Origin of the sequence: Bacillus sp. FSL K6-4563 (assembly GCF_038630405.1) — a bacterium.
Classification (GTDB): Bacteria; Bacillota; Bacilli; order Bacillales; family Bacillaceae; genus Bacillus; species Bacillus pumilus.
Genome location: NZ_CP152030.1, coordinates 3,396,226 through 3,416,858, shown reverse-complemented (window position 1 = coordinate 3,416,858; position 20,633 = coordinate 3,396,226). Strand labels below are relative to the sequence as shown.

At 43.6% G+C, this 20,633-nt stretch carries 22 protein-coding genes; 14 read left to right on the top strand and 8 right to left on the bottom strand.

Annotated features, from left to right (window positions below):
- Positions 1–15: 15 nt before the first annotated feature.
- From MHH54_RS17415 to MHH54_RS17370, 10 genes are all read left to right on the top strand, one after another.
- Positions 16–1,194, top strand: a complete 1,179-nt coding sequence (locus MHH54_RS17415) for a DegT/DnrJ/EryC1/StrS family aminotransferase (protein ID WP_113387471.1) — start codon at positions 16–18, stop codon at positions 1,192–1,194.
- On the top strand, positions 1,191–2,066 hold the full coding sequence (locus MHH54_RS17410) for a GNAT family N-acetyltransferase (protein ID WP_212045675.1): 876 nt from the start codon (positions 1,191–1,193) through the stop codon (positions 2,064–2,066). Before MHH54_RS17415 ends, MHH54_RS17410 begins: the two co-directional genes overlap by 4 nt.
- A 1-nt stretch (position 2,067) precedes the next feature.
- Entirely contained in the window at positions 2,068–3,192 is a 1,125-nt protein-coding gene (locus MHH54_RS17405; protein WP_106029493.1) for an N-acetylneuraminate synthase family protein, read from the top strand.
- Positions 3,182–3,922, top strand: a complete 741-nt coding sequence (locus MHH54_RS17400) for a glycosyltransferase family protein (RefSeq protein WP_003215406.1) — start codon at positions 3,182–3,184, stop codon at positions 3,920–3,922. The genes MHH54_RS17405 and MHH54_RS17400 overlap by 11 nt, the downstream gene beginning before the upstream one ends.
- Positions 3,919–4,947: a glycosyltransferase gene (locus MHH54_RS17395; RefSeq protein ID WP_106035716.1), complete on the top strand. Its 1,029-nt coding sequence runs from the start codon at positions 3,919–3,921 to the stop codon at positions 4,945–4,947. The genes MHH54_RS17400 and MHH54_RS17395 overlap by 4 nt, the downstream gene beginning before the upstream one ends.
- A 2-nt stretch (positions 4,948–4,949) precedes the next feature.
- Positions 4,950–5,690, top strand: a complete 741-nt coding sequence (locus MHH54_RS17390) for a sugar phosphate nucleotidyltransferase (protein WP_342500480.1) — start codon at positions 4,950–4,952, stop codon at positions 5,688–5,690.
- Positions 5,687–6,652 (top strand): dTDP-glucose 4,6-dehydratase, encoded by a 966-nt coding sequence (gene rfbB, locus MHH54_RS17385; RefSeq protein WP_342500479.1) that lies wholly within the window; start codon positions 5,687–5,689, stop codon positions 6,650–6,652. Before MHH54_RS17390 ends, rfbB begins: the two co-directional genes overlap by 4 nt.
- 3 nt (positions 6,653–6,655) lie before the next feature.
- Positions 6,656–7,510, top strand: a complete 855-nt coding sequence (gene rfbD, locus MHH54_RS17380) for a dTDP-4-dehydrorhamnose reductase (RefSeq protein WP_003214612.1) — start codon at positions 6,656–6,658, stop codon at positions 7,508–7,510.
- Positions 7,503–7,958 carry a dTDP-4-dehydrorhamnose 3,5-epimerase family protein gene (locus MHH54_RS17375; protein WP_003215275.1) on the top strand — a complete coding sequence of 152 codons (456 nt, stop codon included), beginning with the start codon at positions 7,503–7,505 and terminating at the stop codon, positions 7,956–7,958. The genes rfbD and MHH54_RS17375 overlap by 8 nt, the downstream gene beginning before the upstream one ends.
- A 102-nt stretch (positions 7,959–8,060) precedes the next feature.
- Complete coding sequence (locus tag MHH54_RS17370) at positions 8,061–8,852, top strand: SDR family oxidoreductase (protein WP_269457876.1); 792 nt, start codon at positions 8,061–8,063, stop codon at positions 8,850–8,852.
- A 14-nt stretch (positions 8,853–8,866) separates the two neighbouring features.
- Here MHH54_RS17370 and MHH54_RS17365 read toward each other — a convergent pair whose 3' ends face one another.
- The 6 genes from MHH54_RS17365 to MHH54_RS17340 form a co-directional block, all read right to left on the bottom strand.
- A complete protein-coding gene (locus tag MHH54_RS17365; RefSeq protein ID WP_199852790.1) occupies positions 8,867–10,060 on the bottom strand; it encodes an aminotransferase class I/II-fold pyridoxal phosphate-dependent enzyme in 1,194 nt (397 codons plus the stop codon).
- An 18-nt stretch (positions 10,061–10,078) separates the two neighbouring features.
- Positions 10,079–11,500 (bottom strand): ATP-grasp domain-containing protein, encoded by a 1,422-nt coding sequence (locus MHH54_RS17360; RefSeq protein ID WP_106035714.1) that lies wholly within the window; start codon positions 11,498–11,500, stop codon positions 10,079–10,081.
- A 15-nt stretch (positions 11,501–11,515) separates the two neighbouring features.
- Entirely contained in the window at positions 11,516–12,277 is a 762-nt protein-coding gene (locus MHH54_RS17355; protein WP_106029500.1) for a glucose 1-dehydrogenase, read from the bottom strand.
- On the bottom strand, positions 12,274–12,981 hold the full coding sequence (locus MHH54_RS17350) for a cupin domain-containing protein (RefSeq protein ID WP_106029501.1): 708 nt from the start codon (positions 12,979–12,981) through the stop codon (positions 12,274–12,276). The genes MHH54_RS17355 and MHH54_RS17350 overlap by 4 nt, the downstream gene beginning before the upstream one ends.
- 1 nt (position 12,982) lies before the next feature.
- Positions 12,983–13,585: a hypothetical protein gene (locus tag MHH54_RS17345; protein WP_003215386.1), complete on the bottom strand. Its 603-nt coding sequence runs from the start codon at positions 13,583–13,585 to the stop codon at positions 12,983–12,985.
- A 149-nt stretch (positions 13,586–13,734) separates the two neighbouring features.
- Positions 13,735–14,967: an MFS transporter gene (locus tag MHH54_RS17340; protein WP_050944482.1), complete on the bottom strand. Its 1,233-nt coding sequence runs from the start codon at positions 14,965–14,967 to the stop codon at positions 13,735–13,737.
- Between the two features lie 145 nt (positions 14,968–15,112).
- On the opposite strand from MHH54_RS17340, the gene MHH54_RS17335 reads away from it, so the two are divergent.
- A complete protein-coding gene (locus tag MHH54_RS17335; RefSeq protein WP_342500478.1) occupies positions 15,113–15,592 on the top strand; it encodes an Lrp/AsnC family transcriptional regulator in 480 nt (159 codons plus the stop codon).
- Between the two features lie 13 nt (positions 15,593–15,605).
- On the opposite strand, the gene MHH54_RS17330 is transcribed toward MHH54_RS17335, so the two are convergent.
- Together MHH54_RS17330 and hemQ are read right to left on the bottom strand one after the other, a co-directional pair.
- Complete coding sequence (locus MHH54_RS17330) at positions 15,606–16,766, bottom strand: MFS transporter (RefSeq protein ID WP_268492339.1); 1,161 nt, start codon at positions 16,764–16,766, stop codon at positions 15,606–15,608.
- A 67-nt stretch (positions 16,767–16,833) separates the two neighbouring features.
- Positions 16,834–17,604 carry a hydrogen peroxide-dependent heme synthase gene (hemQ, locus tag MHH54_RS17325; RefSeq protein ID WP_003215092.1) on the bottom strand — a complete coding sequence of 257 codons (771 nt, stop codon included), beginning with the start codon at positions 17,602–17,604 and terminating at the stop codon, positions 16,834–16,836.
- 240 nt (positions 17,605–17,844) lie between these two features.
- Here hemQ and pta point away from each other — a divergent pair, with 240 nt between their 5' ends.
- From pta to MHH54_RS17310, 3 genes are all read left to right on the top strand, one after another.
- A complete protein-coding gene (gene pta / locus MHH54_RS17320; protein ID WP_003215086.1) occupies positions 17,845–18,816 on the top strand; it encodes a phosphate acetyltransferase in 972 nt (323 codons plus the stop codon).
- 133 nt (positions 18,817–18,949) lie between these two features.
- Complete coding sequence (locus MHH54_RS17315; protein ID WP_003214860.1) at positions 18,950–19,801, top strand: MurR/RpiR family transcriptional regulator; 852 nt, start codon at positions 18,950–18,952, stop codon at positions 19,799–19,801.
- Between the two features lie 153 nt (positions 19,802–19,954).
- Positions 19,955–20,626: an RraA family protein gene (locus MHH54_RS17310; RefSeq protein ID WP_080550323.1), complete on the top strand. Its 672-nt coding sequence runs from the start codon at positions 19,955–19,957 to the stop codon at positions 20,624–20,626.
- Positions 20,627–20,633: the final 7 nt, after the last annotated feature.

Here is a 20,633-nt window from a genome sequence, read left to right as displayed (position 1 = left end):
GGGTGTGCAAGCGATATGGAAAAAAAGAGAGAACAATTTCTTCCTTATGCCCTGCCGTTGATTGAGCAGGAAGAAATTGACGAAGTCATTGGAACATTAAAATCCGGCTGGCTGTCAACCGGACCAAAAGTCAGACAGTTTGAAGAAGAGTTTCGGCAGCTGACCGGTGCAAAACATGCGATCGCTGTCAATTCATGTACGGCTGCTTTATTTTTAGCCTTAAAAGCAAGAGGGATTGGGAATGGGGATGAGGTGATCACAACGCCTCTGACATTCTGCGCAACAGCCAATACGATCATTCATACAGGGGCAGCTCCTGTATTTGTCGATATTGACCCAGCGACACTCAACCTCGATGCAGAGAAACTAGAAGCGGCGATTACACCACACACAAAAGCGATTGTCCCTGTTCATTTTGCTGGTCAATCGTGCGATATGGAACGGATTTTAGCCATTGCCAAAAAGTACGATTTATTTGTGCTTGAGGATGCCGCTCATGCTCTTTACACAACGTACCACGGTCAGCCCGTTGGTTCGATTGGTGATGCGACTGCCTTTAGTTTTTATGCGACGAAAAATATAGCGACCGGAGAAGGCGGCATGCTGACGACGAATGATGATGCACTTGCCGCTCGGATCAGAAGACTAGCACTCCATGGGATGAGCAAGGGAGCATGGAATCGTTATGGAGAAAAAGGAACGTGGTACTACGAGGTCGAGGAACCTGGCTATAAAATGAACATGTTTGATGTGCAGGCATCGTTAGGGCTTGTTCAGCTAAGCCGTTTAGATGATATGCAGGCACGGAGAGAACAAATTGCGAAAGCATACAATCAAGCATTTCAAAAGGAAGCAGGGCTGATCCTGCCGCCAGTCCATCATGAGGGAAGACATGCATGGCATTTATATGTACTGCAAGTGGACCCGAAAGAAGCATTCATCACACGCAATGAGCTGATTGATCAGCTGCAAAAGGACTATAAAATCGGCACGAGTGTTCACTTTATCCCTGTTCATTTGCATCCATACTATCAACAAACCTATCACTATTCACCAGAGGATTTCCCTGAGTCACTCGCGTACTACAAGCGGACTCTCTCACTGCCTCTTTATCCAAGTATGACAGATGAAGATGTGCAGGATGTCATCACTGCGGTGCTGTCTATTTTAAAAGAACAGAAGGCATCTTCATGAAGGCCGTTCATGCAATAGACGATCAGGTGCTGTCCGCTTGGATTGAGAAATACGGTCAACAAATTGAACAAATGAAAGGCTTCAAACAGTTTGGTCTTGTCAGTGGCGCCCAGCTGAAAGCAGTGCTGTTATACGACTGGTCAAAATGGGAAAGCGGCATATTTGATCAGCATATTTTTCATGTGAAGTTTGCGGAAGCTGAGTCAGCATCTGCTTTTCAGGAATTGATGGAGCGCTTCATCAATTGGATGAGAACAGAAAAATGCGATTTTTTCTTTTTACGTCTTGAAGCGGCGGATGTTGAAAAAAACCGCATCGTCCAAAGGCTGTCACATGTGTACTATGTGGGCGGTCTCACTCGTCTTGAAGCGCCACCTGTTCACATGGAAATGCCATCAACAGGTGAAGATGTGGTCATCAGTCTGCCGGATGAAAAGGAATACGATGAGGCGGTGTCACTCGCTTATCAGGCTTTTGTCAAAAGCCGGTATGCCCTCGATCCATTTTTAGACCAGAATGTCGTCCAGCATTTCTATCAAGAGTGGATGAGAAATAATGTGCTCGGACGTGCAGATATCAATATCGTAGCAAAGGTGAACGATGAAGTCGTGGGCTTGATACAAGGGATGACCAAGGGCGAGGAGCTGGCGCTTGAGCTGTTTGCGATTAGACCGGATGTACAAGGAAAAGGGATCGGGAAAAAGCTGTTTATTGAGATGATGAAGGTCTCTTATGAGAGAGGGCATCGTTTTATTTCTGCCGGAACACAGCTGCATAACACAACCGCCATTCAGCTGTATGAAAAGATGGGATTTAGAACAACAAATGCCTTCTTGTATTACCATGTATGGCCGAAAAAAGGAGAGAGATAAGATGGCGCATTTCTACATTGGAGATCGCAAAGTGGGGGATGGTGCGCCTGTCTTTATCATTGCAGAGGCAGGCATTAACCATGATGGAAAGCTGGATCAGGCGCTTGCTTTAATTGATGTGGCAAAAGAAGCAGGTGCCGATGCAGTGAAGTTTCAAATGTTTCAAGCTGATCGGATGTATCAAAAGGAACCAGGTTTATACGAAACAGCCAAAGGAGAAGAGGTGTCCATTTTTTCCTTAGTCGAACAAATGGAGCTGCCGCCAGAATGGCTGCCGGTGTTATTAACCCGCTGTGAGGAAAAAGGGCTAATATTTTTAAGCACCGTGTGTGACGAAGAATCTGCGGATTTATTAAATCAAACCGATCCCCCAGCTTTCAAACTCGCATCCTATGAAATCAATCATTTGCCTCTTTTGCGTCACACAGCTTCTTTTCAAAAGCCCATCATTTTCTCAACAGCCGGGGCCACTATTGCAGATGTTCATGAAGCATATGAGGCGGTTACAAGCGTGCAAAACGATCAGGTCGCCATCATGCATTGCGTCGCAAAGTATCCAGCACCTAGAGCTTACACGAATCTTCGTGTGCTCCAAACCTTAGCCGCCGCTTTTCCTGAGGCAGTCATCGGCTTTTCCGATCATAGTGAGCATCCTACTGAAGCCCCTGTTGCTGCTGTAAAGCTTGGGGCAGCCATGATTGAAAAGCATTTTACGATAGATAAGACGCTGCCTGGCGCCGATCATTCCTTTGCACTCGATCCCGGAGAATTAAAGGAAATGGTTCAGCATATTCGAGCGGCAGAAAAGGACCGAAATCAATCAGAAACAGACGCTCATTCTGTGTCAGAGGAGCTCCTTGGCAGTTCTTTTAAAACGACAACAGCCATTGAAGGGCAGATTCGTGAATTTGCGTATCGAGGGATTTTTACGACAAAAGGGATTGCAAAGGGCGAGACATTGACCGAAGAAAATCTAGCCGTATTACGTCCAGGACAAAAAAGCCAAGGTCTGCATCCGCGGTACATGGAGATTTTACTTGGCGTCAAGGCTGTCAGAGACATTCCAGCCCATACAGGGGTTTCGTGGAAAGATGTGCTCATGCAGGAGTCTACAAATGATCAATGATGTGCTCTTTGTCATACAGGCTAGAATGGGCTCAACAAGACTGCCAAAAAAGGTGATGAAGCCGATCGGAGGTATGGCATTGATCGATTTCATCGTTGAACGGGTAAAGCAATCAGATCATTACAATCACAAAACGCAGAACCTCATGATCGCCACAACAGTCGAAGCAGAAGATGATCTATTGGCTCATTATTGTTTATCAAAGGGCTATAAGGTATTTCGTGGCAGTGAGATGGATGTATTGCAGCGATTCGCAAAGATAGCTCAACATTTTGAACCACAAACCATTGTACGTTTAACGGGAGATAATCCATTTATAGATCCGGCGCTTTTGTCGAAAATGCTTGAAGAACATAGACGGAAGAAGGCTGATTATACGTATACGACTGGAACGCCACTCGGTATTTCCGGGGAAATGATCGACGCATCCATTTTACGTGAAATCGACAATTTTCCCCTTACGCAGCCGGAGCGTGAGCATGTCACACTGTATATCCGAAAGCATCCTGATCGATTTCAACTGCAATTATTCACACCGCCCAAAGAACTCGCATATCCTGCTTATCGATTCACGATTGATACAGAAGAAGACTATGTATTTGCTACCCGTTTACTTGAGAAAGCCGGTGGATCTATTACTGTGCCTACGGCTGAGCTTATCGTCATTTGTGAACAAGACCCTAATATTGTTCGGTTGAATCAATTTGTGAGACAGAAGGATGCTGAATGAATAAAAAAATCATGATTGTTGTGTACGGTGGTTTTTTAAGAGGGATGGGGCATGTCGTTAGAATGAAACGGCTGGCAAAGGAACTGATTGAAGAAGGAAACGACTTATATTTTTATACAAATGAACAGATTTGTGTAGAAATGCTCTCGCATCCAGCATGGCACGTTCATTTGGTGCAGGAATCAAACGTATTCCTTCAAATGGAGCAGGACATAAAAGAGCTAAATCCTAATCTTCTGCTAATCGATGTCCTTGATTGTGACCTTCAGTTCCTTCGATCGATCAAAGCGTCCTCCAGAAATGCAAAACTGGTCTTATTTGAAGAAGAAAGAACAGAAGCTTGCCAGCTTGCTGATGCTGTCGTAAACGGCATTTATGGTGGACTGGATGAAAAGCACCTGCAAGTAAATGGAACGGACTACTTTTATGGAACACCTTATTTATTGTTAGATCACGAGATCAGCAAATTAAAAGACACATATGAGGTTCGCAAAGAATGTAAGAAGGTGGTGATCAGCCTTGGAGGCAGTGATCCAAGCGGATTATTAACAAAGGCTGTATCAGCACTTCTCGAAGCTTGCCATTTACACATTCTAGCGGTTACAGGAAAAGCCTCTCGCATCGAAGAAGAAATCGAGGCTGCACATATTCAATTCATTCGTCATACGGATCAATTACCTGCCCGTCTTGCAGAAGCCGATCTAGCGATTGTTGCTGGCGGGATGACGTTATATGAGGCCGTTTGTATCGGAGTGCCCAGCATTGTCCTTTCGCAAGTAGACCACCAAGCAGTAACAGCCACTCGTTTTGCACAAAAGGGAGCCTGTCACCATCTTGGATTAGGTCGCCTTGTGGATGAAAAGGATATATGGCGTGCTACTCGCAGACTATCCGGCAGCTACTTTCTCCGCAGGAGCATCCATCTCAATGGACGGTCACTCATTGATGGAAAAGGAACCGAACGAGTGAAATACATTCTTATACACCTCATGAATCATCACCAAAAAGAACATAAGGATGTGTAGATGTGAAGGGAGTTATTTTAGCAGGAGGAAAGGGATCACGACTGGCACCTTTAACAAAGATTTTCAATAAGCATTTATTGCCGGTTGGCCCATATCCGATGATTTATTGGTCATTGTTCAAATTGAAAGAAGCGGGAATATTGGATGTAATGGTCATATCACAAGCAGAACAAATCCCGCTGTTTCAAAAGCTACTTGAAGGCGATCAGGAACTAGGGATGAACATTGTGTATCAGGTCCAGCCTGAAGCTTCTGGAATTTCGGACGGCTTATCCTACGCAAAGCCCTTTGTAGGAGGGGAAAAGTTTGTGCTAATGCTTGGTGATAATGTATTTGAGGATTCGCTAACCCCTTTTGTTGAAGCCTTTCAGCAGCAAGAAAGCGGAGCGAAGGTTCTGTTGAAAGAAGTGGCAGATCCAAAGCGGTTTGGTATTGCAGAAATTGATGCCACCCACCACCGAATTTTATCAATTGAGGAAAAACCGGAGCATCCGCGTTCATCCTACTGCGTCACGGGTATCTATTTTTATGATCAAGAAGTCTTTCAATATATTGAGAAAATCTCGCCGTCAGATCGAGGCGAATTAGAGATTACAGATGTAAACAATCTCTATATCTCAAATAGCCAGCTGACCTATGATATGTTAAAAGGATGGTGGATTGATGCAGGAACACATGAATCTCTCCACCAAGCATCGACGAAAATGTTTGAAACGATGAAGAAAAAAGAGGGATACGAATGACGAAGTCTTATTTAATTACAGGCGGAGCGGGGTTTATTGGACTGAATTTTGTGAAGCTGCTGCTTCAGGAAACAGATATCCGGCTCACTGTTTTTGACAAGTTAACATATGCCAGTCACCCAGAGGAGATGGAGGAATTATTAAAGCTGTCTCATTTTCGTTTTATTCAAGGGGATATCGCTCTTCAACATGAGCTGGATCAAGCGTTTGATGAAGTCTATGATGCCATCATTCATTTTGCAGCGGAATCTCATGTTGATCGCAGTATTGAATCGGCAGAGCCTTTTATTCAAACAAATGTCCTCGGTACCTATCGTATGCTTGAAGCGGTCTTAAAAGGAAAGGCGAAAAAACTTATTCATATTTCAACAGACGAAGTATATGGAGATTTAGAGCCAGATGATCCTGCTTTCACAGAACAAACACCACTTTCACCGAATAATCCTTATTCAGCAAGCAAGGCAAGCTCAGACCTGCTTGTAAAATCTTATATCCACACTCACCAATTACCCGCAATGATCACAAGATGTAGCAACAACTATGGACCGCATCAGCATGAAGAGAAATTAATACCGACGATTATTAGAAAAGCAATCAATGGAGAAAAGATCCCGATTTATGGGGACGGCCAGCAGATTCGCGATTGGCTGTATGTAGAGGATCATGCGAGAGCTGTAAAGCAGGTCCTTGAAAACGGAACAGCTGGGCAAGTGTACAATATTGGCGGCGGCAACGAGAAAACGAATCTCGATTTGACCAAAACCATTCTGACGCAGCTCGGGATCAGTCATGACCGTATTGCGTTTGTTGAAGACCGTAAAGGACATGACAGACGGTATGCGATTGACGCCAGTAAGCTAAAACGGGAGCTTGGCTGGACGCAGGAGACATCATTTGAAGCAGGTATTGAAAAAACGATCAATTGGTATCATGCCAAATATGATCAGAGCGAAGAAGGGTGACGGATGAAAGTTTTAATCACCGGTGCAGGCGGGCAACTAGGGAAAGAATTGAGCAGACAGCTCAAGGAGAAAGACATCACCGTCATTGCCTTAACGAGGAGCATGCTCAATATCGCAGACCAGCAAGCAGTCAGACACGCGATGAGACACTTTCGCCCTAATATTGTTGTCAGTGCAGCAGCATATACCTCTGTAGATCAGTGTGAAACAGAAACGGAAAAGGCGTATCTTGTTAATGGCATTGGCGCCTACTATACAGCGCTGGAGGCTAAGAACATAGGGGCTGATGTGCTACATGTCAGTACAGATTATGTGTTTGACGGGCAAGCAGACACGCCTTATCAAGTCGATGCACAGCCAGATCCTCACACCATTTATGGAAAAAGTAAAAAGCTTGGTGAGGAATTGCTTCATCTTGTATCAGACGAAGTGAAAATTATCCGTACATCGTGGCTATACGGACATGAGGGACATAATTTTGTGAATACCATCCTACGGCTCGCAGAAACAAAGGATCATTTGCGCATCGTGAATGACCAAATAGGCTCACCTACTTATACAAAAGATGTCGCAGAGGCCATCATTCATTTATTTGATCAACAGGCAGGAATTTATCATGTCAGTAACCGAGAAAGCTGTTCCTGGTTTGACTTTGCGTCAGAAATTGTGACAAAAAGCGGCCTGTCTACGACCATTGAGCCAATTTCCACAGAAGAGTACGGCTTCCAAACACCTCGTCCAGCCTATTCTGTGTTAGACCTTCAAGCGATTGAAGCCACAGGCTGGAAGCCGAGACATTGGAAGGATGCGCTTCACGAATTTTTGCAGAAAGAAGGGAGATGGCATCAGCATGATTGATGGTGTACAAACGAAAAAACTCATGAAACATTGTGATGATCGCGGCTTTTTTGCAGAGCTCATTCGAGATGATGAGCCCATGCTGCAACGTTTTGGGCAGGCATCGTGGTCGAAAAGCTTTCCAGGTGTGATCAAAGCCTTTCATTATCATGAAAAGCAAGATGATGTTTGGTTTTTCCCAGCAGGTCATGCTCAGGTCGTTTTATACGATTTGCGTGAGGACTCTCCTACAAAGGGTCAAACCGATGTGTATTATATGGGGGAAGACAATCCAATGCTCCTCCTCATCCCAAAGGGTGTCGCACATGGCTACCGGGTACTAGGCGAGACGCCGCTGCAAATTGTATATTTCACGACAGAATCCTATGACCCGAAAAACCCAGATGAAAAGAGAATCGCTTGGAATGACGAGACAATCGGATTTGATTGGGAAACGACATTTAAATAAAGAACAAAGGCCTTTCGCAGGAGAAAGGTCTTTTTTTGTTGAAATACATTCTGTAAGTGTCATTTTATGTATTTTTCTAAGTTAAGCAGAAAAGGGATGTGGATGAGTTTGTCTAAAAGAATTGCATTTGTAACAGGGGCAAGTACAGGGATTGGGAAGGCAATCGCCATAAAGCTTGCCGCCCAGGACCATGTAAAGGTCATCATCAATTCTAGAAATCAATCCTTACTAGAAGATGCGCGGCAGCATATTGAGCGTATGGCAGAAACAAAGGAGCCGGTGTCTCTTTTCTGTGGTGATATGTCGCATGAAGGAGTGCGAGCTGAGGCCTTTGCGGCAATAGATAAAGAGTATGGCAGACTGGATGTGTTGATTAATAACATTCCAGGAGGGAAGCCAGATACTTTTGATTCTTGTGAAAGCGAGCAGATGCTGGCAGCATTTTCTCAGAAAGCCCTAGCGTACATTGATATGATGAAACGTGCGGCAGCGATGATGAAAAGACATGAATATGGCCGGATCATTCAAATTGTCGGGAACCTTTGGAAGGAACCTGGTGATCAAATGTTTACGAACAGTATGATGAATGCAGCGATTATCAATGCTAGTAAAAATGCAGCCACACAGCTTGCGCCTTCAGGGATCACAGTGAATTGTTTAAACCCAGGATTTATTGCTACAGATCGATATGAACAGTTTATCGAAAACATGATGCGTGAGCAGTCATTATCACGGGAAGAAGCTGTACAGGCTGTTGCGTCAGGAATCCCGATGCAAAGAGTAGGTTCAGCGAGTGAAATGGCTTCATTGGCGGCATTTATCGCATCAGAGGAAGCCTCCTATGTCACCGGACAGCAAATATCTGTCGATGGTGGTTCGATGAAAAGTATATAAATATGAAAAACCCGCTATATGCGGGTTTTTTGATGAAAACGAATCGGCAGTATATGCAGCCGATCGATAAAAAGGGCAAGCTGTTCAATTGGCGCCACCATTGAGATGCGAACATGATGTCTTCCATGTGTTCCAAACACACCCCCAGGCGTCACGACGACATCTGCATGCTCGAGTAAATAGTCGGCAAATGCATGAGAATCCTCGAAATCATCAGGAATCGGTGCCCACAAATAAAAGGCGCCGGCTGGACGTTCAATGGTCCAGCCAAGCTGCTTCTCCGCTTGACGGATGAAGAAAGCCATTCGTTCAATGTAGACTTCTTTCAATGATTGAATATGACAGTCATCACTTTGTAAAGCGACGGTGGCGGCATGTTGAAATCCACCATACATACTGACAAACACATGATCCTGGAAGGCGTTAATGGCATGAATGATGTCCTCATTGCCTACAGCAAAAGCGACTCTCCATCCTGCCATATTGAATGTTTTGGATAAAGAATATAATTCCACTCCTACGTTTTTCCCAAGAGGAGCCTTTAGAAAGCTCACTGGTTTTTGCTCATAATGAAAGGAACCATAAGCAAAATCATGAATCACATGCAGATCGTGAGCGGACGCAAATTCTGCAGCCTCTTCAAAAAAAGCTTCATTCGCCACAGCACCAGTTGGGTTATTCGGATAATTTAAGAAAAGCACCTTTGCCTTTTTTAACACGTCTGGATCAATTGAAGAGAAATTCGGCAAATAGCCATTTTTCTTTTCAAGCTGGATGCAATGTGGCTTTGCGTCCGCCATCAAGATACCTGAATGATATTCTGGGTATCCCGGATCGGGGACGAGGGCAATATTCCCTGGATCAAGCAGGCACTGACTCATCACATAAAGCCCTGTTTTTCCTCCATTGAAAAGGGCAATTTCCTTCTTCGGGTCAACCTCAATGCCGAATTCCTTTCTGTAGAAATCTGCAATGGCTTGCTTGAAAAAGTCAAAGCCTCTAAAAGGTGCATATTGCTGAAATTGCAAAGAGCCTGCTGCCTCTTGAAGGGCATTCACAATGTGCGCCGGAGTAGGAAGATCAGGATTTCCCTGACCAAGGTTCACAATGTTCGCTCCGTGTTGTGTTTTATGCGCAATTTTCTCAAATACGGTTCCAAATTTTTGTTCTGGCAGCCGTTCAATCATGTTAGATGGTAAGATCTTCACCACGACATCCTCTCTTTCTTATCCCTTCACTAATTCATCCATTAACTGAATGGCTGCCTGCTTTTGAATGTTACGGATGGAGGCGGCAACATCCTGAGAAGACGACCCTTTTAATTCAAGAGACACGATGCCATTAAATGCTTCAAATAAAGATAGATCTACAAATGTTCCTTTAGGTGGGACAGATTCGCTGATGATGACAGTATCTCCAACTAAAGTGTCCTGCGGAATATGCACATGATCAATGGTGATGTGTGTGGCCTCAGGCGGAATGTGTCCGTTCTCTTTGAAATGCTGAGGGTATAAATGACAGTCTGCTACATAATGCGTATGTCCAGAAAGTAGTTCTTTTGGCAAATTAGCTTTTTTTCCATCGACTAATACATCAATCAGCAATTTAGCCATATCCACCCCAAAGACCTTTTTGATATTCGGAATCATATTCCAGCCAGCAAATCTAGCTGCTGATTCGATCAGTCCGGTTTCTCGATGTTTCATAAGCTTGATTTCTGTATGAGTGGCACAGTTTTCAAGACCTAATCCTTCATTTGCTTTCCTCGCTGCCTCAATGATGATTTGCTGGGCTTCATTGTCTAGGATCGACGGAGTGATATGAGCCGTTTCTGTAAAGCCGATTTGAGGGGTCTTATCATGAATGACAAAAGGGATATATTCACCCTCAACAACTAATCCTTCTACACTGACATAATCAGAATAGCCGTCGTCTTGATACCAATCCTCGTAAGCGCCCTCTAAGTACGTTTCAGCGACAAACGGTGCTTCATACTTCACAGCGTTTGGAACGGGAATGGTTTGCAAATAGGATTGTACGTTTAAAAAGAGATCATCACTGCCGGATCGGTCATGAAAAAGGGTCACGCCAATGGAGCTTGCTAAATATGTAGGCTTTAAAATAAGCGGTGTACCGATATGTTCAATGGCTTGCTGAAAATCAGCTAAAGTCGTGACAGGCTGAGTTTTTACTGCTTTGACCCCAGCCGCGTTGAATGCAGCCCTCATTTGGCTTTTATCACGCGCTAATTCAGCCGCCTTTACCCCAGCGCCGCGCAGCCCAAGTCGCTCAGCGGCTTTTGCCATTGGTGCAATGAATAATTCATTATTGGTGGTGATCGCATCCGCTTTGAAAAAGGAAGCGACGCGAACTAGGTCATCCACCACCTCTTCCTCTGATTTTAGATAATCATCATGTGCCCAGTAAATCGAATCTGGGTGTTCAAAAGAAGGGTTTTTGTCAAAATAATCTCGATCTTTGATGACCGCAATAGAGTATTTTTCGATTAGCTCAGCGTGTCCCTTTGTAATAGCAAAAGGTCTCGGGATATAAGAAACGATATGATACGATACAGCCACGCTTTCATAAAACATATGGGGCGGGCATCCTCCCAGATCAGCAATGACAAGTACGGTTTTTTTACTCAATGAAAGCACTCCTTTTTATCTAGCGGTGTAACCGCCATCTGCTGTGACAACACTTCCAGTCATATAGCTGGATAGATCAGAGGCGAGAAACAGCATGACGCTCGCAATTTCTTCGGGTTTTCCGAGACGAAGTAATGGGTTCACCTTTGCTTTTTCCTTTTTAACAACCTCAAGGCTTTCTGAATGATTGTCTGAAAAGGATTTTTCATTTAATGGTGTATCAATAATGCCTGGGGCGATACAGTTCACTCTGATTTGATGGGCGGCATAGTCGACCGCCATCGATTTGGTGAGCTGGATGACACCGCCCTTTGTTGCGTTATAGGCAGGGATGTCAGGCCAGCCGACAAGACCTCCGACAGATCCAGTATTGATAATACTTCCGCTTTTCTTTTCAAGCATATGCGGCAAAGCATGCTTACTCATGAGAAATACACCCGTCAGGTTGACCTGTACAATGTGGTTCCAATCCTCTAGTGTCATCTCGTGAACGGGAGAGACAATTTCAATGCCTGCATTGTTAATCAGCACATCGATTGTCCTAAACTGGGTCAGCACAGACTGAACGGTTTTTTGACAGTCAGACTCATTCGTAATATCTGTTTTGAAAAACGCAACATGCTCGTGCGCCAATGATTCGACGAGCTGTTTGCCGCTTTTTTCATTGATGTCAGCCACTGCGACTTTTGCTCCGTGCTCAAGGAAAAGCTTGACTGCGGCAAGCCCAATTCCCGATGCACCTCCTGTAATCAGGACGACTTTTCCGTCGAGGTTCATTTCTTCACCTTAGACGCTTTTGGCTTCAACCGATTATAGCGGGGAGGGAAGAAGAGGTTAATAGACTTTGAGGCTTCCGGCTTTGGATTTATCGCCCCGTGGTCTTCCCTAGGGTCACAAAAGTAGGTAGTACCAAATTCCATTCTCTCTGTAAAGCCTTCAATCGTCATATCATAACCTCCGCTAATGCAAATGCCGATTTGTTCATTGCGGTGTTTATGAAAAGGCATTTCTCCGCCATTTCCAGGAATGTTGGCAATCATGAGCTCCATCCAGTCCTCAACAAAAAAGGTCACTTCCATGCCAGGGAGTAAATCCCGTGTTTTGAAAATGTCTAAGAAATAAGTAGGAGGCGCCGTATATTCCTCGCCATCTTTTAATCTCTTAATATCAATAGCAATCACTTCTTCATCTGTCAGGTTAGAAGCGCCGTGAGGGACAAAAGGTGGTGCGATATAGGCTGATTCTAAAGGGGTGAGTAATTGGATCGATGGGCCGACTGTCATTTGAAGCTCGCCTTTTAATACGATGCCGATTTGTGCTTCGGGATGCTCGTGAGGTTTAATGATCGTGTGAGGAGGGATGTATGAGATGAGCACTTCCGTATCACCTCTGACCGTGGAATATTGTGTGACACCATTCTCCCATTCTATTTTTTTGGCTTGTGGAAAATATCGTTCTTGCGTCTTTTGTTCAGTTTGCATATTATATCTCTCCTTTTCCGAATATGGACCAGCTCATAGGAATACTTTTAAACGTTCGAACGAAGGTGAGGCCATATGTGGCTCTGGCTACCTCATTGGTTAAAGCGAAATCAAATTCGCCGTCTCTTACTTTTTGTGCGGCAGTACTTGTCGAATTGACTAGCTCAAATTCAGCATTTTGGTGAATGAAATATTGAATCAAATTGACAGGTGCAGGGTGAGAGACAATTTTTAAATGGTGGAGCATTTGTTCTTGAAATGGAAAATCTGGTCTGACAGCCAAGCCATACATGGGTGTGTCACATCTGAAAATTTGTAAGAGCTGCAGGTCAGGTCTCATGTAGAAGTGTTTGATTCCTTCGTATGCGTGTGGAACGAGAGTGTATTGGAGTGCGTGAGAGAGAGTATGTTCAATGCAAGTTTCGAATGTGTCATAAAGGGATAGTTTCGTATGAGTGCCGAGAGTAGTGGTGGAATGAGAGATGAAGTGTTTTGCTGCGTATTCACTGCTTGTCCCCTTAGGGCCTAGTGTATTGACTGTAAACATCTTAGGTGAAACGATGGGCTCTTCTTTGAAATGAAAAACATCATTCTTTAAGATCATGTTTACCATCCAATCTTTTTCAAATTTTTACTAGATTATAAAAAATAAAATTGGCAATTGTCAACAAAATTTATAAAAAATGTATTTTATGATGATATTAAAAATTGATCTAAAAAACTGCACATACCTAGATGTGCAGTGAATTGAACTTACGTTTCAAATGTGTTTTTATGTTTCTGCTGTAAGGTTCGTTCACGTTTATAGCTGACGAAGCTAATAAGAAAACCAACAAGCGTAACGAGAGCACATACAAGCCCTACCGTATGATAGCCGAAATGGACATAGACAGGTCCCATAAGAGCGGAACCAAGCATAACGGCAAGATTGGACGCAAGGCTATAAAAAGCCATCACTTTGCCTCGGTGGGTTTGGGAGCAGTCACTTAGAACAGTGCTCAAAAGCGTGACAGATAAACTTTGCATGGCACCCCAAATAAATAGGGCAAAAATCAGCAATGTCCATGAGAAAGGAGCATAAGGAAGTAAGGCGAGAACGAGCGTAATGCCGCCCAGCACAAAGAAAAGAGAACGAGTTTTGCCAAACCAGTCTGCTAATTTCCCTGTAAATACACTCATGGAAAAACCGACACCGTAAGCCATGATCAGAAGTCCTGCCGTCGATTGCCCTCCAGAAAACAAACTTTGCAGATACGCTCCTAAAAACGAGTACATGCCATAAAATCCAAGCATATTACAAAATGTCACGGTCAAATAGGCGGGGACACGATCAATTTTCAAAGCTCCCCATAAAGAGCCAGCTTTCTCCCTAGCTTGAGGTGTTCCTGTATTCGCTGTGGCGGTTTGTTTACGAGATTCAAGGATGACGAGCAGCAGGACAATGAGACTCATGATGGCGAAAATCCAAAAGGTCCATCGCCAGTTTAAACTCTGCCCGATGAAGGCGCCAATTGGTACACCAAGGACAAGAGAAAGAGACCAACTCGACACAATGAGCCCCATCACTTTGCCTCGATATTCATAAGGAACCCGGTCACCCACAAGCGCATAGGCTGTTGGCACAAATACACCGGTCGCCAGCCCAGAAATAGCACGGCCTGCAAAAAATACGGCCAGATTCGGGGCAGCCGCACACATTACAGTGCCAATCAAAAAGAAAGAAAGCCCGATAATCAGGCATAGCTCCCTTGAATACCGGTCCCCTAAAGGAACAAGCAGCGGGGCTCCAACCAGCACAGCTAACCCATAAATGCTGATGGAAAGGGCGAGAATATCAAGAGAGTGCTGAAAAGAGTTTGATAAATCAGGCAGCAGTGGTGAAATCACCAGTTCTTCCGATCCCGCCGCAAAGACGCCAAGTGTGAGCGCAATGGCAAGTGTGATGGGAAATGTTTTAGAAGCCTGGCTGTCTAAAGATTCTTTCATCAGGTGACCCCTCCAAACTTGCTTTTTCATTCAATTCCGTTAAAATAAATTCTACCATTATTTAGTTTTATTTTACATTTCGCATCATAAGTATTATCATAAAATACTTTTCAAATGGAACGATTTTTGGATAGGAGAGGTACGAATGAAAATCACCGATGTTGATGTGCATATTTTAAATGAATTGAAAGAAGATGCCCGCTTATCTATGAGGGAATTGTCCAAGCGGGTCAATTTATCCGCACCTGCGGTAGCAGAAAGAGTGCGTAAATTAGAAGATGCAGGGATTATCGAAGGGTATTCGGTTCAGGTTAACTATAAAAAATTAGGGCTTATGATTGACTGCCTGCTGGAAGTCACAGTGCTAAACGGGGAGTATCAACGTTTTGTGGCTTTTATGAATCAGCATCCACGCGCTTTTTTTGCTTATCGAGTGGCAGGGCAGTCATGCTTTTTCATTAAGCTGTCTGTCGCTTCCCTTGAAGAAATTGAAGCCTTTATTCAGGCAGTGTCTGGGTTTACCAAAACAGTATCTCATATCGTCTTATCAGGGCACTCTTTTTCTCATCCCATTCAGGAACGTGTGAAACCAATAGAAGAGCCAGAAATGACCGTGATGAAATAAAAAAGGACCTGACTCAGGCCCTTTTTGTTCGTTTATCTGACTGATAGCTCATGATCGTAATGATAAGTCCAATGAAGGTTACAGCTGCAGCAAATAACGGAACAAGCTGTAAATGTGTGATTTCGATGGCAAGACCGCCAAGCGCTGCTCCGCCGGCATTCCCGATATTAAAGGCAGAATGGCTAAGCGTTGATGCGAGTGTCGGTGCTTCATGTGCCATGTTCATCGTGCGGTATTGCAAGGTAGGAACAAGAATAAATGAAATGATTCCCCACACAAAAATGGTCAGCACAGCAGGCACTTTGAATTCGGAAGTGATTGTAAACAATAACAGGACAGCCATTAGCAGGATCAGGGACACGATAATACTCGGCATCAGCTTCCAGTCGGCAAGCTTTCCACCAACTAAGTTTCCAATAGTGACCCCAAGTCCGAAGAGAACAAGGATAAGCGTCACTCCATTTTCCTGAAAACCAGTCACTTGGAGCAGGATTGGGCTGATATACGTAAAGGCTGTAAACACACCTGCAAAACCAAAGATCGTCATTGCAAAAGAGACGAGCACTTGTGGTTTTTTCAATACAGACACTTCATTTCGAATATCCAGTACTTCTTCCTTCGATTGATTGGGTACTAAGCTGATGATACCGATTAAGGAAATGAGCCCAATAACGGCAATGACGAGAAACGACATACGCCAGCCGAATTGATTTCCGATGAATGTACCGAACGGCACACCCAGCACATTGGCGACCGTCAGTCCTGTAAACATGAAGCTGATCGCACTTGCACTTTTCTCCTTAGGTACAAGCCGTGCAGCCATGATCGCCCCGACGCCAAAGAAGGTCCCGTGAGCAAATGATGTCAAAATACGTGCGGCCATTAATAGACCATAGGAGGTTGATACAGCAGCAACAGCATTTCCCGCCACGAACAGGATCATTAATAAAATGAGAAGACGTTTCCTCGACATTTTCCCAGTCGATAAAGTTAAAATAGGTCCGCCAACTGCCACACCAAGTGCATATCCAGTAATCAGCTGCCCTGAAGCAGAGATAGATACATGAAGGTCGTTTGCGACGTTTGGCAAAAGTCCCATAATGACAAATTCAGTCATGCCAATTGAAAACGCACCGAGCGTTAAAGCAAAAATAGCGATGGGGAAGTTTTTCATGATGTGATCACCCTTCTAAAAAAATACATAAAAAGGCTTCGGAAAGATCCGAAGCCTTAAGAGTTTATCATACATGAAAATAAGATGCCAGCTGCTCGTTTGCTAATCGGTTTCCGACAAAGAAGGAACCAAATTCGCCGTAGCGTGCACTGACTTCATCAAAGCGCATTTCATAAACCAATTTTTTGAATTGAAGCACATCGTCAGAGAAAAGAGTGACGCCCCACTCATAATCATCAAAACCGACGGAGCCTGTAATGATCTGCTTTACTTTACCAGCATAGCTGCGGCCGATTAAACCGTGGCTTCTCATGAGTGATTTACGCTCATCCATAGAGAGCATGTACCAGTTGTCATTGCCGGAACGTCTTTTATCCATTGGATAGAAGCACACGTATTGAGAAGAAGGGAGCTCTGGGTATAGACGTGCACGTACATGCGGGTTTTCGTAAGGATCTCCGCCATCTCCGCCTCCTGCTAAGTAGTTGCTAAGTTCAACAACTGAAACGTACGAATAAGCTGGGATCGTAAACTCTGCTAGTCGTGTCTTGTTGAATTCAAGTTCAATTTCACCCAGTTCTTCCATGGTTGGACGCAAAATCATGAGCATAATATCTGCTTTTTGGCCGACAATACTATAGATTGTTTGGCTTCCAGCCTTATCGTGCTCAGCTGTTTTCCATTTTTCTAATAGACCTGTGAACTCATGAAGAATCGCTTGCCGCTCATCACTTGTCAGCAGCTTCCAAGCTGTCCAGTCAAAGGTTCTAAAATCATGCAGTGCATACCAGCCGTCTAGTGTTTGAGCTGCTTCATTGGTTGTATGTTGTTCGCTCATTTATTTCACTCCTATTTACAGTTTTCCATCTGTTCCAACTATAACATAGTTTGTCCAAATGGAGATGTGATCAAAACTTGAACGACGAAGTCAGCTTTTATGGAAATTGATTAAATTAGTTTGAAAAATATGAATTTAATTTGTAAGCGCTATAATGTAAGTTGGTAGTTTGAATTTATGTAGAAGAAGAGTATGCTTGAAAGAGAACGCTTTTTTTGTAAAATCAAGGAGGGTATATAAGTGGCAGATATTTTTTCAACAGTTCAGGAAAAGGTTGCAGGTAAAGGAGTAAAGATCGTTTTTCCTGAGGGAATGGACGAACGCATTCTAACAGCCGTTCAAAAACTAGCAGATGGCAAAGTCTTGCAGCCAATTGTTGTAGGTAAAACACAAGAAGTTGAAGCAAAAGCAAAAGAATTAGGTCTTACACTTGATGGTGTTGACGTGTATGATCCTCATACATATGAAGGTTTTGAAGAGCTTGTACAAGCTTTCGTAGAAAGACGTAAAGGCAAAGCAACTGAAGAGCAAGCAAGAAAAGCATTACTAGATGAAAACTACTTCGGTACGATGCTTGTGTACAAAGGTCTTGCAGACGGACTTGTGAGCGGTGCAGCACACTCAACTGCTGACACAGTACGCCCAGCACTTCAAATCATTAAAACAAAAGAAGGCGTAAAGAAAACATCTGGCGTCTTCATCATGGCTCGCGGCGAAGAGCAATATGTGTTTGCTGATTGTGCAATCAACATTGCACCAGACAGCCAAGATCTAGCTGAAATTGCAATCGAAAGTGCAAACACAGCCAAAATGTTCGACATCGAACCACGTGTGGCAATGCTTAGCTTCTCTACAAAAGGCTCAGCAAAATCAGACGAAACAGAAAAAGTATCTGAAGCAGTTCGTATTGCAAAAGAAAAGGCACCTGAGCTTGTACTTGATGGGGAATTCCAATTCGATGCAGCTTTCGTTCCTTCAGTAGCAGCGAAAAAAGCACCAGATTCCGTCATTAAAGGCGATGCTAGCGTATTTGTTTTCCCTAGCCTAGAAGCTGGAAACATCGGCTACAAAATTGCACAGCGCTTAGGTAACTTTGAAGCTGTAGGTCCAATCTTACAAGGCTTAAATCAGCCAGTAAACGACCTTTCAAGAGGTTGTAATGCCGAAGACGTTTACAACCTTGCACTTATCACAGCAGCTCAAGCACTATAAAATAGCATCTCGGCTAAAACAGTCAGCGCGATAGATTCGTGCTGGCTGTTTTTTTATTTTGGACAAATGTGTACAATATAGAAAGAAAACAATCTGATCGTAGATAAAGCCGATAGGATGGGCAGGTGCTAAAATGGAGGATTTGATACATAAGCTTCAGCATAAGGTCGCTTTTTTAACTGATGCACAGAGGAGAATTGCAGATTATATCGTACAACATCCAATGGAGGTCGCTTTTTTAACTGTCGATAAATTAGCGTCAAAAGTCGGGACGAGTACAGCAACCATCATGCGCTTCTCTGCTGCTGTGGGGTATTCTGGTTTTTCTGAGTTTCAAAAAGAGCTTCAATCAGCGATGAAGCATAAAGCTGACCCTCAAACAAGACTTGAGGCGAATCTCAAGCATTCAAATAAGAGTAAGCTCCTGCATAACCATGTAGAACTGCAATTTCAAAATATCCAGTACGCATTGGACAATATCACGGAAGAAACCTTTCAACAAATTGTTGGGAAAATAGCCAACGCGCGCCACGTTTTGTGTACAAGTGTCCGAAGTGGAAGACCTGTTGGCGAGTACATGTCATTAGGAATCAATCGGCTATTGGGGAATTGCCAGTATATTGATGCAGATCAAAGTGACTGGATGGATGATTTGGTTCATTTCAACTCGGATGATTTCATTATAGCTGTCAGCTATCCGCGCTATGCAAAGCGTATGAAGGATTTGATGGAAGCAGCGAAGTCTTATGGAGTGGAAGTCCTTTTAATTACAGACAGTTACAGCTCTCCACTAACCAAATATGCACAATATGTATTACCGTGTTCCTCAGCAAGTGTAGGCTCTCATAACTCTGTCGTATCTGCTATCTTTATCGTCGATTTCATCTTAAGTGCATTAGCGATGAATGATCCTGAAAGAACAAAACCACGTTTAGATCAAATCAATCATATGTTAACGAAAATGAGTTATCACACAACACATTAGTCGTGTGGTGACTCATTTTTTTTATTTTAAAATTTTCTGAAAGCGCTTTACTAAATAAAAATGAGATGGTATGATCTTATCACAAAAGTAATATATATTACTTTATATAAAATTAAATGTAATGAATATAACTCAAAGGGGATGATGGAAACAATGAGTACTGTTCAATTCGTGTCAAATGATCTTATAGCTAGGGCAAGAAAGCTTAACTCGACCTTGCTGTCAGACGTGATGGGATGCACCGGCGCGATGGATCATCAAATCAAACCAGTTGCGAGAGGCATGAATGTAGTCGGCACAGCTTTTACCGTGAGCTTACGGCCAGGAGATAATCTGTTTCTTCACCAAGCGATTTATTCTGCACAAGTAGGCGATGTACTCATCGTAGATGGGAAAGATCATAGGGGTCACGCATATTTAGGAGAATTGATGGCTAGTTCAGCAAAAGCTGTTGGAATAGAAGGAATCGTGATCGACGGTCTTGTCCGCGATAAAGTCGCTTTAGAGGAATTAGCTTTTCCAATCTATAGTAAGGGATTCACGCCGAATGGACCTTTTAAGGATGGGCCTGGTGAATTGAATGGAATCATCTCGTGTGGAGGGGTCAAAGTATCACCAGGTGACTTAGTCGTTGCAGATGATGATGGAGTGGTGATTGTTCCGAAGGAGAAAGCAGAAGAGATGCTGTCGTTGGCTGAAGAGAAACAAGCATATGAACATCAAAGATTAAAAACCATTCAACATTATATGAGCGAAGGAAAGCAGGATATCAGTCTCTTAGCCCCTGCATGGCTAGAGGGCAGAATGAAAAAATTCCAGAGATAGGGGAATC